The organism is Acinetobacter sp. XH1741 (assembly GCF_041021895.1).
In the GTDB taxonomy this organism is placed as follows: Bacteria; Pseudomonadota; Gammaproteobacteria; order Pseudomonadales; family Moraxellaceae; genus Acinetobacter.
Window position 1 is genome coordinate 1027647 of the sequence record NZ_CP157428.1, and the last position, 15228, is coordinate 1042874.

Below are 15228 nucleotides of genomic sequence, written 5' to 3' on the forward strand. Positions count from 1 at the left end.
TTTCTGTGTTCACGTCTTAACCATATGAATTAACGAAGGTTATAAAAATGTCTCTACCTAAAGCTCTGAAGACAAAAGACCGGATTTTACAAATCAGTTTGCAGCTTTTTAATGAGCGCGGCGAACGGTCTGTCACAACCAATCATATTGCTGCAGAGTTGGGGATTAGTCCTGGAAACTTGTATTACCACTTTCGAAACAAGCATGAAATCATTAAGGAATTAATGTATCAATATCAGGTTGAGACTTTAGAGATGCTCTCTTTACCTGAAGATAGACCCTTAACAACCAGCGACAAAATTAACTACTTTCAAGTGTTAAGTGGTCAACTATGGAACTATCGTTTTATCCATCGTGATGTTTATCATTTAGTTGAAAGTAATGAAGACTTTAAAAAGATTTACCCACGATTTGCAGGGCAAGTGATGCAACAAGGGCAAAAAATTTATCAAGCTTTTGTTGATGCAGGTCTTATGAAAATGACGTCATCAGAAATTGAAGCGCTCATTATTAATCTCTGGATTGTCTTAACAAACTGGACCAACTTTTTATATATGTCTGGCCATATCAGTGACAACAATAATCTAGAAGAAAAATGGGTTTGGCAGGCATTACGTCAAATGGTTTTCTTGGAAGGTCCGTATTTGATGGGCGAAAGCCGTGCGACTTATGAACAATTGCTTGAGTCGCTTGGACCGTCTGATCTATTTGCCAGCTTGTCGTCCTTAAAAGATGAATAGTTGTGCTTGTTTATTTAGAGCGCTAGAATACTCGGCTTATTAAAAATTTGTCTCAATTAAGTGATATTAACCAAATGAATATGACCACTGCCAATACAGCCCGTTTACTGATTACTTGTGAAGACAAGCCTGGGATCGTACAGGCTGTATCGAGCTTTTTGTACCACCAAGGTGCAAACATTACCGCGCTTGATCAGTATGCGACGGAAGCTCAAGGCGGACGTTATTTCATGCGTGTTGAATTTGAACTTGATCATTTACAGTCACGTAAAGATGCATTAATTCAAACATTTGCTGCGAACGTTGCTGAGCGTTATGAGATGCAATGGCGTCTTGCTTTTGTAAACGATGTTAAAAAGGTTGGTATTTTAGTTTCTAAAGTCGACCATGCTTTACTTGAGTTATTGTGGCGTCATGCACGTGGGTCGTTACCTTGCGAAATTACGCATGTTATTTCTAACCATGAAGACTTACGTGAATCTGTTGAGAACTTTGGTATTCCATTTACTGTAATTAAAGTAACCAAAGACAATAAGGCAGAAGCCTATGCGCAAATTCATGAAATGATGCAAGGCAATGATTTACTCGTTCTTGCTCGCTATATGCAAATTTTAAGTGAAGATTTTGTTTCTAAATGGGAAATGAAAATCATCAATATTCACCACTCATTCTTGCCTGCCTTTGTTGGTGCAAACCCATATAAGCAAGCTTATGAAAAAGGCGTAAAATTGATTGGTGCAACAGCTCACTATGTGACTGCTGACCTAGACCAAGGCCCAATTATTGAGCAAGACGTTGAGCGTGTAAGCCATGACTACAATGTTGAACAATTACGTGAGCTTGGTGAAGATGTTGAGCGTAATGTCTTGGCTCGTGCTGTTAAGTGGCATTTAGAAGACCGGATTATTGTAGATGGCAATAAAACTGTAGTTTTCTAATTCGCTAATAATTTTTAAAAAGCATGCTTTTCAAGCGTGCTTTTTTTATGGCTAAAATAAATTTAAAATGTTATAACATAACCTAAATTCGTTGTTTCATTAAATCACCTTAGGATGTGACTACTTAATCATTTTTTAAGTTAGATGCGATTTGATAGATGAAATATGGAACCAACAAATTTTGCGTGTTGTCTAAGCATGAGAAAAGTAAAGTGATATCACTTTATTAAGATAGACGACACAATGATGAGCGGTGATTTTCGCAAAAAAGTAGTTGCAAATGAAAACACTTCTCATTTATTATTGTGGCACTTTATTGTTCTATCCGATGTTTGAAATCGTTTCTATAAATTAAAAGACGAGATCATCATCCATTAGGTAATTAGATTCTTATGAGTCAATCTTCCGCAGCCTTAAACTCTCCCAATCCGATGAAAAAGAAAGTCATCACGGCACTAATTGCGGTTGCAATTGGTCATATCGGGGTCTTATGGGCAGTCAGCCATATTAAGCCTGCTGAATTAAAGCCAATTGATAAGAAACCTTTACAAGTCCGCTTCGTTAAAATTCAAGAGCAACCAAAGCCTTTACCACCGAAACCAAAAGAACCGCCTAAAAAGCCGGAACCTAAAAAAGAAGTGAAAGAGGTTAAAGTTGTTGAGAAGCCTGTGATTCCACCTAAACCAGTGGAAAAAATCCAGCAGGTGAAAAAGGCTGAAACTCCTAAACAAGCAATAAAGACAGAACCAAAAGTTGAACCAAAAGTAGTCACTCCAACGACCACTGTGACTGAAAAAGTTGTTGAAAAGCCAAAGCCAGTGGTTCAAGAAGCACCTAAAGCTCAACCTGCGCCAGATCCATCACCGAAACATGTCTCAATTGGTGGTTCAGGTGTACAGTGGAGTCGCTCACCACGTTTGACTGTTTCACCAAAAGATTTACAAGGCGAAGCGCGTTCAGTTGTTGTACTCATTGAAGCTGATGAAAAAGGCAAGATTACCAACGTACGCGTAACCCGTAGTAGCGGCATTTCAAGTCTAGATGACAAAGTTGTCCGTGCTGTACGTGGTGCAAAATTTAAACCTTATATGGAAAACGGTGTTGCTTATCCAATTAAAGCCGAGCAACCCTTTGATTTAACCCCTTAAACGAATTTGAGTCCCAACGGCTAACCTTAATCAGGAGTTCGAATATGAACTTTTCAATCTATTGGCAACATGCAGATGCAGTGAGTAAAACCCTGTATTTCATCTTATTGGCAATGTCGATTGCTACCTGGACAGTTTTCATCTTACGTTTGATGGGGACTCGCCAACTAAAACAACAAGCTTATGCTCAACTTTCTAAGGCTATTACTTCGCTAAAAGCAAAGTTACAACCTTTGAGTTTTGAGCAGCGTAAAGCAGTTGCAGAGCAAGCTCTACTTCGTCAAATTTCTGCTGAAAAGGTCAATGCTGAAAAAGGTATTTCTGTTTTAGGAACAATTGCTTCAATTGCACCATTCGTTGGTTTGTTTGGTACGGTATGGGGTATTTTCCATGCACTTGTTGCTGTAGGTAAGAGCGGACAAGCTGGCTTGGCTCAAGTGGCTACACCAGTAGGTGAAGCACTGATTATGACTGGCCTTGGTCTTGCAGTTGCGATTCCTGCGGTATTGGCTTATAACATCTGTGTACGCGCGAATCGTGGTCTTGCTCATGATTTACAAGATCAAGCGCACAGTTTGTTAATCGATACAATGTTGCAGCAAGACTCAACTGTAAAGTCTGATGTCAAAACTGCAGAGCAAAGTTATGTTGGAGGTCAAGCTTAATGGCTTTTCAATTGGGTGAAGACCACGATAGTGGCATAAATGAGATGAACCTCATTCCGCTAATCGACATTATGTTGGTGTTAATGATCATCTTTTTGGTCACAGCAACAGTTGCCAACCCATCGATTCCATTAACACTTCCTAAAACAACTGCTGAAATTATTGATCCACCACCAAAAGCAATTACGATTAGTATCAATGCAAATGGTGAAGTGGCTTGGGATACTCAAGTGATTAGCCTTGATGAGCTTCAAAAACGTTTTCAAGAAGCAGGTCAGGCCAATGTTAAACCTACAGTTCAACTTCGTGCTGATAAAGAGTCGAAGTACGATACTGTTGCTCAGGTAATGTCTCGCGCCAGTGAAGCCGGACTGAGCGATATTGCCTTTGTAAGTGAAAACTAAAATTTAGTTTCCTCAATAAAAAAGCAACCGATTAGGTTGCTTTTTTATTGCTCTGATTTATTGATCTTTCATCAGATGCTGGAATTTACTATATAGCTTTAATAGCTTAGGTGGAATCGCAAAGTTGCAATAACCTTGTGAAGGGTTCTTTGCATAGTAATTCTGATGATATTCTTCTGCCGGATAGAATGTCGGGACAGGGGACAACTCAGTCACAATATCAAGATCATCATTTTTGAGAGTTTGAATTGTGTGTTCTGCTGCCTGCTTTTGCTCTTCATTATAATAGTAAATAACAGAGCGGTATTGCGTGCCGATATCATTACCTTGGCGGTTTAAAGTCGTTGGATCATGCGTCGCAAAGAACACGTCAAGTAACTGAGAATATGTAACTTGTTGTTCATCAAAGTCAATAAGGACTACTTCAGCATGCTGAGTATCTCCTTGACAGACTTGCTCATAGGTTGGGTGAGTTGTATGCCCACCTGCATAACCACTTGTTACTTTTTCTACACCGCGTATTTGTAAAAATACAGCTTCGACGCACCAAAAACAGCCGCCACCAAATAATGCCTGTTGCATTGTTTTTCCCTCTATTTCCTGCCTATTACAATAGGGTTTATCTATTTAGATTACAAAGTAAAGCATGTATAAAAAAGTAAAGAAAAAGAGAATAACTTATTCAGTTTTCGATAGCCACTAACAGACCTTCTATATTTGAAGGGTTTTTAGATAAGCTTCTAAGTTGGAGAATGTTCCATTAAATCCTTGTGTCATTCCATTGCGAGCAGAATCAAAAGTTGAGTTTCCAACATCGTCAGAGTTCCATGGTTGCCAAGTAATTGTGACTTTTGTTTTTATATTATCAATATTTTCAAAAGTTGTGGTTGCTAACATTTCTAATGGCCATGTTGGTGACATGGGGTGTCGTGTGTTGTTACCATCTTTATCTGAGAAAGATTGAATAAAGGTTAATCGTTCATTGGGTACAATCTCACGAAACACTTGCTTCCCCCACATTTGTGTTCCATCGGGTCCTTCTAACCCATAGTGATAAGTGCCTCCAACTTTAAAATCCATTGAGGTGTGAATGATTTTGAAATTTTTTGGACTCATCCAATTTTGTAAGTGATTAATATCAGTATGTACCCTGAATACAAGATCACGAGGTGCATTAAATACTTTAGAAATACTAAATGGTGTAATTTTTTCTGTCATGATTATTTTCCTTTATTAGAAAACTGGTTAATTTACAAATTGAATAAGTTATACAATTACTTTGTAATTTTTGCAGATCATATTCAATGCTCTCAAAGTATTCTTCTAATATTTGGCGAAAATAAGCCTATAAAATATCAAGCAGACTCTAGTCAGCTTTGGGTAAACCTTGTCGCACAATTTGAGAAAAGTGTTCACTACTCTGATCTGAAAGTTGCTCAAAATGCTCAGTGCGTGGATTGATATGCGCAATTTGATACCACTGGTCTAAGCTAATATTTTGATTGAGCGCTTTAAGATCATATAAATAGTTAGGTAAGTAACCTGAGGCAATTAAACGATAATCTTTAGGAAGCTGATAGGGGTTAATCGCTTGAACCATATCAAAAATTAAGGTTGTACAATTACTTGTGAGCGTATTGTACCACTCTGGTTTTGCACGTAACTCATCCGATTTTTTAAGATATTCTAAAAACAAAGCTTTTCGCTCGGTACGCGGCATATTCACAGGGAAATTATAAACTTGCTCTTTGCGGATGTTACTGCGTGTATAGACAATATCTTTTTCATCAGAGGCAATTAAGCTAAGTTCGTATTTTCTAAAAAAGCCGCCAATCGCTGAAAACTCTTCGCCTTTCTCTTTGCGAATTTCAATTGAAAATACGAGAGGTTGTTGATTTTTAAATTCAAAACTGACCAGCGTATGCGCAATTTGCGGTCCCATCCAGTATGAGGTAATAATGTTTATTCCATTTAACTGGTTCAAGTCAAAAGTTCGGGTTTCCCAGCGAACATCATAAGTTCCATCTGGATGCCAGTTAAAGTTGCGAACATTGTGTAAAGTGATCACATCGCCGTGTTTTTCATAGCTCAGCATATTGGCAACTTCAGGATTCCAGTCACGATCTTGACGTGCTGTAATCGAAAAATACCAAACTAAAGAACAGGCAAAAACTAAAAGATAAATCAGGATATCCATACGGCGACTAATGATATGTCCATTGACATATAAGCCAGCCATACTTAAGGCAAAAGCCACCCAAATACCAATAAGTATACGGCTACCTAACCAGCCAAAAGGTTGCTGAACCCAAAGGGCTAAGCAGACCCAAATGCTAGAGAACACAATAAACAGCGTGAATAGACTATGTAAAAGCCCAAAGAGAAGGGCGATAAGAAATTCACGCGTTCCAATATTGTGCATAGATGTCCATAAAATTATTTTTTATATGTTGCAAATTCGAATGAAGTCCCAGACTTTTCATCTACTTGCTGCTCACTCGCAGTTTTTTGAAAATCACTCGGTATTGTTGGATAATGTGCATCACCTTGCACATCTAAGTCAACATGGGTGAGCTCAAGACGGTCTGCAATTGACAGCGTTTGCTTAAATATTTCACCGCCACCAATGATGAACAATGCTTGTTTTTCGGTATTTTTTACATCTTCTAAAGCTGCATTTAAAGCGTCTTCAATTGAATATGCAACTTTTACACCGTCAAAGTACCAGTTAATATCACGGGTAATTACCCAGTTTACACGGTTTGGTAGAGTACGGCCCATAGACTCAAGCGTTTTACGGCCCATAATCACCACACCACCTTGGGTGATTTCTTTAAAGTGTTTTAAGTCGGCAGAGATATGCCATGGCAACGCATTGCCTTTACCAATACAGTGATTTTTGTCCATTGCGACAACGTGGACAACTTCTACATTTTGCCATGCCATAATCTTATTCTCTAAACCGTAATCTAATGAAATTCAAGCCGTCTTTATACTGCAACTGGTGCTTTAATTGCAGGGTGTGACTCATAACCTACAATCTCGATATCTTCAAATTTGAAATCGAAAATGTCTTTAACTTCTGGATTAAGTTTCAATTGGCATAACGGTAATGGTTCACGCGTTAGTTGTAGTTTAGCTTGTTCAAAATGGTTGACATAAAGATGAGTATCACCACCTGTCCAAACAAAATCGCCCACTCCTAAACCGCACACTTGAGCAATCATATGAGTGAGTAGAGCATAACTTGCAATGTTAAAAGGTACGCCTAAGAACACATCGGCACTACGTTGATAAAGCTGGCATGACAATTTGTTATCTTGTACGAAAAACTGAAAAAGTGTGTGACAAGGCGGTAAAGCAACTTGTCCAGCCTCATTTGGGTTCCAGCCAGAAATAATTAAACGACGTGAATTTGGATTGGTCTTGATTTCATTAATTAACCATTTAATTTGGTCAAAACCATCTTGATTATATGTTCCATCAGCATTTTTGGTTGCGCCGAAATTACGCCACTGATGGCCATAAACAGGTCCAAGTTCATGTTCGGGACGACCAAAACGAGCTGTTTGTTCTGCTGTTGCCCATTCGTCCCAAATTGAAACTTTATTGTCTTTTAAATATTGGACGTTGGTGTCGCCTTTTAAAAACCAAAGTAACTCAATCACAATAGAACGGAAGTGAACTTTTTTTGTGGTGAGTAAAGGAAAACCTTTAGAGAGATCAAAACGCATTTGATGACCAAATACAGAACGGGTTCCTGTGCCTGTACGGTCGCCTTTGTCACCGCCATTATCAAGGATATGTTGTAGTAGGTCTAAATATGCACGCATAACACTCTCGAGTTCGGATTAATTCCATTAAATAAAAGGGGGAGATAGCTCAATGATAAATACTTATGCAATAGAGCTGCTTCATCATGAACCACAGAAGATGATACCTGTTGTAGCTCAAGATGAAAATCTAAAAATAGTTCTATAAGATTTCGATGGACGCAATTATTCAAAACGTTTAGCACGATTTTGGTAAATCGAAACTAGAAAAAATCCAACCAGTACAAAGCCTAAAGCTTGTATCGTTGCGATCCAATTATGTTGAGGCGGTAGAGCCCATATCACAATAGCAATAATAATGAGAGGATAAATTCTAAGCAGAAACTGGAAGTTAGATTTATATGAACTACGATCTGAAATTTTTGTTTGTAAATATTGCCCGAAATGAAGCCCAAAACCTAACACAAGGCTAAGAACTGTGTAAGTGGGTGATAAAGGCTGCACTTGATTAGCTACATAAATTGCAGCACAAACCGCAATAATGAAGATAAGTTTGATGTGACGCGGTGCGTTGTACCAATAAGCCAACATAAAAATTGAGCCTATTTGTTAAATAAGGATTGTGGAGAAAAAATAAAAGCAGCAAGCGCCATAAATGCGATGCCTTGCACACCCCAAATAAGCAAGTTAGGCATGGCTTTCACAAAAATAAGTGCAAACAAGAGGGCAATAGGGACCCATGTAAATAGACGGTAGAGTAAACCGGTTGGATTACTTTGAGCGAAATGTATTTTAAAGTAGCGGCAAATTAGAAAAATAATCCCGGTTCCCGTAAACATTAAAATAGTATCTAACGGCAACGGTTGATATTGATATAACCCAATACAGATCAAGAGCGTAATAATTAAAATCACTAATTTTTTAAATGTCGGGACTTGCTTGTTAAACCAGAATTCCAGCATGGTGAATCTTCTTTCTTGGGAGATAAAAACTTTAGCATAAAAAAGAGGAGCCGAAACTCCTCTGATGTACATGTTAACTGTTCTTTTGTGGGCCCCAGTCGTAAATTTTCTTCTGGTAGGCATACCACATCATCCAAAGGCCAATCAGCAGCATCGGAACTGTAAGAATTTGTCCTTTAGTCATCCAGCCAAACAGAATATAACCTTGGTCTGCATCTGGTTCACGGAAAAATTCCATAACAAAGCGGGCAACACCATATCCCATTAAAAATAGGGAAGAAACGGCCATACGTGGGCGTGGTTTTGAACTAAACCACCACAAAATAATGAATAGAATTAAACCTTCGCAAAGTGCTTGATAAATTTGAGAAGGATGGCGAACCAAGTGTAATGGATCGGTTGGGAAAATCATTCCAAATGGATAATTCGGATCGGTAACCGCACGACCATATAACTCTCCACCAATAAAGTTACCGAAGCGTCCGAACATTAAGCCTGTCGGTACACAAGGGGCAACAAAGTCGAGTGTCTGGAACCATGTTTTTTGATATTTTTTACACCAGAATAGCATTGCAATCATGACGCCTAAGAAGCCGCCGTGGAAGCTCATACCACCAGTCCAGACTTGGAATAACCAGATTGGGTTTTCAAGGAATTTATCAAATTCATAGAAAAGCACATAGCCGATACGTCCGCCTAGTACAACACCTAAGGCGCCGTAAAACACCAGATCGGAAACCATGTCCGATGTCCAGCCATCACGCTGTTTGGCACGGTAGGAAGCGAGTCCCCAAGCACATAAAAATGCCAATAAATACATGAGTCCATACCAATGGACTTGCAGAGGTCCTAGATGTATTGCGACCGGATCGATATTAGGATAGGTCAGCATTGCTGCTCCTTGATCTTACGTTTTGACAGATTGTAGCGGAATGATGTGAAAAATGTTGTACATTCAATGTGTAAACATAGGGAACAAGAATCAATGTGTATTGTGGCTTTAGCATGGCATGTTCTGGATGATATGCCCTTGTGTCTTATTTCAAACCGTGATGAGTTTTATCATCGGCCAACTGCGTTGCTACATCAATGGGAGCATACGCCAATTGTTGCAGGGCAAGACTTACAGTCAGGTGGTACTTGGATGGGCGTCACGCCTCAAGGCCGATGGGCTGTGTTAACCAACTTCCGTGATGGACGTGATAAACAACAATACGAGACATCCCGTGGTCATTTGGTTCAGGCTTTTTTAGAGTCTGATTTATTACCGATTCGCTTTGCCCAACAATTAGAACAACAGCAACAGAACTTTGCGGGTTTTAACTTGTTTATAGGAAATACGGATCAAGCGGTTTATATGAGTAACCGTGGTGAAGCTCCTCAAGTATTAGCCAATGGCGTGTATGTGGTTTCCAATGGTTTGATGTCTGATCACTGGGAAAAAACGAGGCACTTAAGAACACGTTTTACGCAAGAGTTTTTGCCTATGCATCAACAGAAAACAGAGGAGTTGAGCTTGCAATATGCAGCGTGGGATATTTTAGAAGATGAGCGTAAAGTTACCACCGCATTGTTGCCAAACACCGGCATTCAACCAGAAATGGAAGAGTTACTATCGTCGACTTTTATTCAAAGCCCCGTATATGGAACACGATGTTCAAATTTTTTAAGAATGACTCATCATGAATGGATCTGGTTGGAAAAGACACAGCAAGGTGAACATAGCGGTCAAATTGTAGAGCAGCAGGTGCCTTTAATAGATAGGAATAAATGAACCTGAAATACAATAAAAGAAACCTGCATAAAGCAGGTTTCTTTTATATTGACTGAAGAATTATTTCTTCACAACAGATGGTGCTACAGGATCTGCCGTAATATAACCAACCGCTGCTGCAAAGCGATCCTTGAAGTTTGTGCGAACAAGAGGGTCAAGAGTCGGTTTTACTTTATCGTGTAATGGAGATTCCCAGTCACCAGGGTGCTGGAAGTTACTCATAATGTAAGTCCAATCATTCACTGCATCTACAGCATGTAAGCCTGTAGATTCCGCACCGGCAGGTGTTGATAAGATACGACTTAATTGTTTGGTATCTACGTTGTATGCCCATAAGAAGTTATTTACGTGCATACCACTGTCTTCACCAATAAACAGCGTACGTAAGTTTTCAGAGAACTTAAGGTTATCTGGGTTGGCAACTTTATCTGCATTTGCAGTATTACCCAAAGCATCGGCAGTTGCTAGGTCTTCACCTACTAAAGCTGCTGGTGGTTCCATATGAGTTGATACCCATTCACTGTTAATGAGCTGGCCGTTGTTATCAACTTGGCTGCCTTTTAACGTATGTGCATAAACTGCACCAGCTTTTGGACCTTGTACTTGAATATCAGTTGTTTTATCAACCATCGAAGACTGGATGTAAGACATCGCAGAGTAAGCGATTTTGTCTTTGATATTTACAGTTGTGCCTTCCATCTTGGTAAAGCCCATACTTGCACCAACCAAGGCTGCATAACGATGCGTTTCTAAGAAAGCTGCTTCACGTTCTTTACCAGGTACAAGTTTTACCCAGTTATCTTTACCGCTATAACGGATTTTGGTATAGCTTGCATCTTTAGGATCAGAAGTTTTTACATCCATCAGGTCTGAAATCTTATATTGGTCAGCCCAACTTTTCACTTCAGCACTTGTTGCATGTCCAAGGTTAATCCAAGAAATATCACCCGCACCAGCACCTACGCCTGAGGTTTGTTTCCATTTAGCGACATATAATGTACCTGCAGATAAATCTTTTTCTTTATCTGCAACAAACATGAATAAACCACCATTGGTTGCATCATCACCCATTAAAGCAGTGCGGTTATCTGGCATCACTTGAATAAGTTCGTGAGAGATACGACCTAAACAGTAATGTTTTTTGATTGAACCCGTACCATCTGTATTTACAGTCACTTCTGGTAAATGACCGTAGTGGTAAGGATTACCTTTGGTACTGTCGCCGAATAAGTTTTTGCTAAATACTGGTAAGTAGCTTCCAGCAACATTGTTTGCGTCTGGTTCATATTCTTCACTCGACAGGTGAGTTCCCCATGGAGATAAACTTGCACCACAAGTGATCCATAGGCCGTTTACTTTAGAAGTATCGACATTATGGTATTTAATTAGCGTTAAATGACCAGTTTTAGGATCTTGGTCTAAAGTTAAAATTGCAATTGGTGATGGTAGTAAGCCATACATAGAAGCCAAGCTTTGGTCACGAGTCGTATATTCAAACTGAACTACGTGAAATACAGGGTTACCCGTAACACCTAAAGCTTGTTTGTCTGCATCGGTAAAGTCACGGCCTGTTGCTTGTTTAAAGCTAATTAAAGAGCTTCCATCTGGACAGTCAGAGAAGAATTGACGTTCTTGACCAGGTTTTGATTTATCAATAATTGGCTGATTATTAATATCAACATAACCACCCGCTAAAATTTTCCCACCTTTACCGTCTGCAACAAGGTCACCTGTTGTAAAGAATGGCTTATACGCTAATGTATAGTCAGTTTTTGAACCATCTTCCCAGTTAATTGAAAGAGTTGATCCAACCGTTGTGGTTGCCATTGCTGCTGGATTAGCTAAAGATGGTGCAGCCATTGAGGTAAAAGTCGCATTTTTAAAGTTTACTGTTGGAGTAACAACGTTTGAATCATTATTGCTGTCATTACAGCCTGCTAACGTTGCTGCCGTAGCCATCGCACCTAAAGGAAGAAAAGGAATCCCCGTAAACCATTTTAAAATATCGCGACGTGTTGGGTGGTTAGAAGCAGTTGTCATAATAAATCCGTAACTTTTGTGTGTATATTTGTTGACTCGATTCTATGGATTAGAAATGACACTTTTCTTACATTTTGAAGTCACTTTAAAGACAGTTTATGGGGTGTTTAATTAAAAGGATGCTGAAAATAAAAAGCCCAAATTTAAATATTTGGACTTTTTAGAGAAAGATTTAAATTATTCAGTAGAGTGGCTTTTTCTTTTTTCAAGAATTCTGCCGAAGAGTAGTCCTAATTCAAAAAGTAACCACATAGGAATAGCTAACATCACCATTGAAATTGCGTCAGGTGGGGTAATAAACATGGCTACAAAAAAACATCCCACAACAATAAAACGTCTTTTTTCAGCAAGGCTTTGGGTATTTACTACACCAATTAAAATGAGTAACAAGGTCGCGATAGGAATTTCAAAAGTCACGCCAAAAACTAAAAATAGCTTTAAACAGAAACTTAAGTAGCTATTAATATCAGTCATTGGTGCGACGGTTTCAGGTGAAACGCTAATAAAGAAATGCAGTATCGCAGGCAGAGTAATATAATATGCAAACGCTACACCTGCATAAAATAGAACGATACTACCAATCAACAATGGAAGCGCTAAATGGCGTTCTTTTTGATAAAGTGCTGGGCGAACAAAAGACCATATTTCATAAAGAATAAATGGCATTGCAAGCACAAGTGCAACAAATAAATTGAGTTTAAATGGCGCCATGAAGGTTGCTGTAACATCCGTTGCAATCATTGATGATGAAGCAGGAAGTTGTAACCTTAAAGGCTCAGATAATAATTGGTAAGTATTATTTCGAAAGGGTAGTAAACAAAAAAATAAGAATAATGTTACCCCTACAATCCTGAATAAATGGCGTCTTAAAACCACCAAATGATTCATGATTGGCATCTGGTCTAAGTTTTCTTGACTATTTACAGTGGTTGAAGGCAGTTGGTTCATACGGCAATCTTCAATTCAACCGGAGATGTTTCTGAGATATCAGCTGTAACCAAAGGCGTAAGCTTTTTAAGGTACGGCACTTTGTAATGATCTGATATAGGAATACATTTCCGAATAGGCTTTTGTGTTGTTTTTGGCGCTTCAGTGACTTCTTGGTGTTCTGAAAGCTGCTGTTTTTGTATTTCTTCAAGCTGTTGTTGTACTTTTCGCTCCAATGCTTCAATGCGGTTAAGTTCCTCTTGCATTTCTTTACGGAACTCAGAAAGACGCAGCTCTTGATCAATCTCGTTTTGCAGATTCGTAATATAGCGTTTTAGACGAACATACCAACGACCTGCAAAGCGTGCAGCCTCGGGAAGCTTATCTGGACCTAAAACCAAAATTGCAATAATTGCAAAACAGAGTAGCTCTGTCATTCCTACATCAAGCATGGGACAAACCTTTAGCTTTTCACAGAAGTACTTTCAGATGTTTTAACTTGGGCATCGATCGTACGAGGGCTATTTAAAGTTCCAGTTTCATCTTCTTCGCGAACTGATTTTTTAAAGTCTTTTACCGCACCGCCTACATCTTTACCGATGTTTTTTAATTTAGATGTACCGAACAATAAAATAACGACAATTGCGAAAATAACGACATGCCAAATAGATAAACCAGCCATAATTTTATACCTCTTTTTAGTTCGCTTTATATCAACAGGTTGCCATGACAGGAATGTGACACTTATATTTCATTTTTAAGACAATATTTATAAGTGGTAAGTTGTGATTAGATTTTTATAAAGATTTTTTTTGACCAATTTTTAAATTTTTATCTAACTTCATTTTTAGTCTAATTTACTTGAAAACGATCCTACATTTCAAAAATAAAAGGTGTAGCATAACAAGCTGGTTTTGATGAGCAAAAGGAGAGAGCGTGGCATTACTACTGCCGATATTGGCATTTATTACAGGACTTTTTCTTGCTCAGACCTCCATTGCAGAAACCGTAAAACCTATTCTTTCAGCTTGGCTTGCGCGGTTACTCATTCCGATTGTGATTATTTACAACATGGTCTTTTATCAATCGGGAAGCTTGAGTTTAATGCTCTTTAGCTTTGGCTCTGCGTTTATTATTTTCTTTGCCTATTTAGTTCTATTTAAAGACCGTTTATTGGCGCTTTGCGTAAGTTATACCAATATTGGATGGCTAGGTTTTCCTTTTGCCATGGCTTTATTTGGCCCTAAAGCGACTGCTCCGATAGTTGCTTTATATATTGGGATGTCGCTTTTTGGCAATGCTTGGGCTGTGACCGCTGTAACAACGGAACCGCAAAGCAAGCTCAACATATTAAAAAAGGTTTTAACTTCTCCACCTTGTATCTCGATATTCTGTGCTGTGGTGCTTAGACTTTTAGGTGCTCAACATATTGAACATCCTGCTATACACTGGATTTATGATGTTGCTAAATTTGCAATGACTTTTGCAGGTATGTGTGTACTCGGAATGTGGCTACGCCGTACCAGAGTTTATGCAAAAGATTTAATTTACAGTACAAAAGCTCAAGCTTTTAAGATCGCGTGTGGCTTGATTCTATGTGGATTAACTTATAGATTTTTACCCATTCCAAATATAAGCCAGCAAATAGGGGTAATGTTTTTAATGTTCTGCCTGCCGCCAGCAGCCAATATTGTCGCGTTAGAGACACATTATCAAGGAACAGGAAGATCTGCGGCTTATATCGCTTCAGGCACGATTGTGAGTTGTGTGTGTATTGCGATTTATGCAGTGTTTTTGCACTTGTTCGTCTAATTAATTATTGAATTCTAAACATACACTTGCTTATGCGAAGGCGGC

General features: G+C 38.8%; 19 protein-coding genes. 7 read left to right on the forward strand and 12 right to left on the reverse strand.

The annotated features are described in order from the left end of the window. Positions 1 to 47 precede the first annotated feature (47 nt). The 5 genes from ABLB96_RS04970 (at position 48) to ABLB96_RS04990 (ending at position 3895) form a co-directional block, all read left to right on the forward strand. Positions 48 to 740 (forward strand): TetR/AcrR family transcriptional regulator, encoded by a 693-nt coding sequence (locus ABLB96_RS04970; RefSeq protein ID WP_348895647.1) that lies wholly within the window; start codon positions 48 to 50, stop codon positions 738 to 740. Between the two features lie 74 nt (positions 741 to 814). Further along, entirely contained in the window at positions 815 to 1678 is an 864-nt protein-coding gene (gene purU, locus ABLB96_RS04975; RefSeq protein ID WP_348895646.1) for a formyltetrahydrofolate deformylase, read from the forward strand. Between the two features lie 392 nt (positions 1679 to 2070). Next, positions 2071 to 2826, forward strand: a complete 756-nt coding sequence (locus ABLB96_RS04980) for a TonB family protein (RefSeq protein ID WP_348895645.1) — start codon at positions 2071 to 2073, stop codon at positions 2824 to 2826. Between the two features lie 44 nt (positions 2827 to 2870). After that, complete coding sequence (locus ABLB96_RS04985) at positions 2871 to 3491, forward strand: MotA/TolQ/ExbB proton channel family protein (RefSeq protein WP_019458050.1); 621 nt, start codon at positions 2871 to 2873, stop codon at positions 3489 to 3491. Further along, positions 3491 to 3895, forward strand: coding sequence for a biopolymer transporter ExbD (locus ABLB96_RS04990; protein ID WP_348895644.1), 405 nt, complete (start codon positions 3491 to 3493; stop codon positions 3893 to 3895). The genes ABLB96_RS04985 and ABLB96_RS04990 overlap by 1 nt, the downstream gene beginning before the upstream one ends. Positions 3896 to 3952: 57 nt before the next feature. Here the strand turns inward: ABLB96_RS04990 and msrA are convergent, their stop codons facing one another. The 8 genes from msrA to lgt form a co-directional block, all read right to left on the reverse strand. Next, the gene (gene msrA, locus ABLB96_RS04995; protein ID WP_004738047.1) at positions 3953 to 4477 is read right to left on the reverse strand and encodes a peptide-methionine (S)-S-oxide reductase MsrA; all 525 of its coding nucleotides are present in this window, start codon (positions 4475 to 4477) and stop codon (positions 3953 to 3955) included. A gap of 129 nt (positions 4478 to 4606) precedes the next feature. Next, positions 4607 to 5113: an SRPBCC domain-containing protein gene (locus ABLB96_RS05000; RefSeq protein WP_348895643.1), complete on the reverse strand. Its 507-nt coding sequence runs from the start codon at positions 5111 to 5113 to the stop codon at positions 4607 to 4609. Positions 5114 to 5261: 148 nt separating this feature from the next. Beyond that, positions 5262 to 6317 carry a DUF4105 domain-containing protein gene (locus ABLB96_RS05005; protein WP_348895642.1) on the reverse strand — a complete coding sequence of 352 codons (1056 nt, stop codon included), beginning with the start codon at positions 6315 to 6317 and terminating at the stop codon, positions 5262 to 5264. A gap of 14 nt (positions 6318 to 6331) precedes the next feature. After that, complete coding sequence (locus ABLB96_RS05010) at positions 6332 to 6841, reverse strand: dihydrofolate reductase (RefSeq protein ID WP_348895641.1); 510 nt, start codon at positions 6839 to 6841, stop codon at positions 6332 to 6334. A 44-nt stretch (positions 6842 to 6885) separates the two neighbouring features. Beyond that, positions 6886 to 7728, reverse strand: a complete 843-nt coding sequence (gene thyA / locus ABLB96_RS05015; RefSeq protein ID WP_348895640.1) for a thymidylate synthase — start codon at positions 7726 to 7728, stop codon at positions 6886 to 6888. 165 nt (positions 7729 to 7893) lie between these two features. Further along, positions 7894 to 8259, reverse strand: coding sequence for a hypothetical protein (locus tag ABLB96_RS05020; protein WP_348895639.1), 366 nt, complete (start codon positions 8257 to 8259; stop codon positions 7894 to 7896). Positions 8260 to 8270: 11 nt separating this feature from the next. Beyond that, the gene (locus ABLB96_RS05025) at positions 8271 to 8630 is read right to left on the reverse strand and encodes a hypothetical protein (protein ID WP_348895638.1); all 360 of its coding nucleotides are present in this window, start codon (positions 8628 to 8630) and stop codon (positions 8271 to 8273) included. A 73-nt stretch (positions 8631 to 8703) separates the two neighbouring features. Continuing rightward, the gene (lgt, locus tag ABLB96_RS05030) at positions 8704 to 9522 is read right to left on the reverse strand and encodes a prolipoprotein diacylglyceryl transferase (RefSeq protein WP_348895637.1); all 819 of its coding nucleotides are present in this window, start codon (positions 9520 to 9522) and stop codon (positions 8704 to 8706) included. 93 nt (positions 9523 to 9615) lie between these two features. On the opposite strand from lgt, the gene ABLB96_RS05035 reads away from it, so the two are divergent. Next, entirely contained in the window at positions 9616 to 10404 is a 789-nt protein-coding gene (locus ABLB96_RS05035) for an NRDE family protein (protein WP_348895687.1), read from the forward strand. Positions 10405 to 10464: 60 nt separating this feature from the next. Here ABLB96_RS05035 and ABLB96_RS05040 read toward each other — a convergent pair whose 3' ends face one another. The 4 genes from ABLB96_RS05040 to ABLB96_RS05055 form a co-directional block, all read right to left on the reverse strand. Then, positions 10465 to 12444 carry an alkaline phosphatase PhoX gene (locus tag ABLB96_RS05040; RefSeq protein ID WP_348895636.1) on the reverse strand — a complete coding sequence of 660 codons (1980 nt, stop codon included), beginning with the start codon at positions 12442 to 12444 and terminating at the stop codon, positions 10465 to 10467. Positions 12445 to 12621: 177 nt separating this feature from the next. After that, entirely contained in the window at positions 12622 to 13392 is a 771-nt protein-coding gene (gene tatC, locus ABLB96_RS05045) for a twin-arginine translocase subunit TatC (protein WP_348895635.1), read from the reverse strand. Further along, positions 13389 to 13823: a Sec-independent protein translocase protein TatB gene (gene tatB / locus ABLB96_RS05050; protein ID WP_348895634.1), complete on the reverse strand. Its 435-nt coding sequence runs from the start codon at positions 13821 to 13823 to the stop codon at positions 13389 to 13391. The genes tatC and tatB overlap by 4 nt, the downstream gene beginning before the upstream one ends. 11 nt (positions 13824 to 13834) lie before the next feature. Beyond that, on the reverse strand, positions 13835 to 14053 hold the full coding sequence (locus ABLB96_RS05055) for a Sec-independent protein translocase subunit TatA (protein ID WP_348895633.1): 219 nt from the start codon (positions 14051 to 14053) through the stop codon (positions 13835 to 13837). A gap of 254 nt (positions 14054 to 14307) precedes the next feature. Here ABLB96_RS05055 and ABLB96_RS05060 point away from each other — a divergent pair, with 254 nt between their 5' ends. Beyond that, positions 14308 to 15183: a permease gene (locus tag ABLB96_RS05060; RefSeq protein WP_348895632.1), complete on the forward strand. Its 876-nt coding sequence runs from the start codon at positions 14308 to 14310 to the stop codon at positions 15181 to 15183. Positions 15184 to 15228: the final 45 nt, after the last annotated feature.

Coding starts and splice junctions, on each gene's coding strand:
- ABLB96_RS04970 (WP_348895647.1), top strand. CDS start 48: ATGTCTCTACCTAAAGCTCTGAAGACAAAAGACCGGATTTTACAAATC.
- purU (WP_348895646.1), top strand. CDS start 815: ATGAATATGACCACTGCCAATACAGCCCGTTTACTGATTACTTGTGAA.
- ABLB96_RS04980 (WP_348895645.1), top strand. CDS start 2,071: ATGAGTCAATCTTCCGCAGCCTTAAACTCTCCCAATCCGATGAAAAAG.
- ABLB96_RS04985 (WP_019458050.1), top strand. CDS start 2,871: ATGAACTTTTCAATCTATTGGCAACATGCAGATGCAGTGAGTAAAACC.
- ABLB96_RS04990 (WP_348895644.1), top strand. CDS start 3,491: ATGGCTTTTCAATTGGGTGAAGACCACGATAGTGGCATAAATGAGATG.
- msrA (WP_004738047.1), bottom strand. CDS start 4,477: ATGCAACAGGCATTATTTGGTGGCGGCTGTTTTTGGTGCGTCGAAGCT.
- ABLB96_RS05000 (WP_348895643.1), bottom strand. CDS start 5,113: ATGACAGAAAAAATTACACCATTTAGTATTTCTAAAGTATTTAATGCA.
- ABLB96_RS05005 (WP_348895642.1), bottom strand. CDS start 6,317: ATGCACAATATTGGAACGCGTGAATTTCTTATCGCCCTTCTCTTTGGG.
- ABLB96_RS05010 (WP_348895641.1), bottom strand. CDS start 6,841: ATGGCATGGCAAAATGTAGAAGTTGTCCACGTTGTCGCAATGGACAAA.
- thyA (WP_348895640.1), bottom strand. CDS start 7,728: ATGCGTGCATATTTAGACCTACTACAACATATCCTTGATAATGGCGGT.
- ABLB96_RS05020 (WP_348895639.1), bottom strand. CDS start 8,259: ATGTTGGCTTATTGGTACAACGCACCGCGTCACATCAAACTTATCTTC.
- ABLB96_RS05025 (WP_348895638.1), bottom strand. CDS start 8,630: ATGCTGGAATTCTGGTTTAACAAGCAAGTCCCGACATTTAAAAAATTA.
- lgt (WP_348895637.1), bottom strand. CDS start 9,522: ATGCTGACCTATCCTAATATCGATCCGGTCGCAATACATCTAGGACCT.
- ABLB96_RS05035 (WP_348895687.1), top strand. CDS start 9,616: ATGTGTATTGTGGCTTTAGCATGGCATGTTCTGGATGATATGCCCTTG.
- ABLB96_RS05040 (WP_348895636.1), bottom strand. CDS start 12,444: ATGACAACTGCTTCTAACCACCCAACACGTCGCGATATTTTAAAATGG.
- tatC (WP_348895635.1), bottom strand. CDS start 13,392: ATGAACCAACTGCCTTCAACCACTGTAAATAGTCAAGAAAACTTAGAC.
- tatB (WP_348895634.1), bottom strand. CDS start 13,823: ATGCTTGATGTAGGAATGACAGAGCTACTCTGTTTTGCAATTATTGCA.
- ABLB96_RS05055 (WP_348895633.1), bottom strand. CDS start 14,053: ATGGCTGGTTTATCTATTTGGCATGTCGTTATTTTCGCAATTGTCGTT.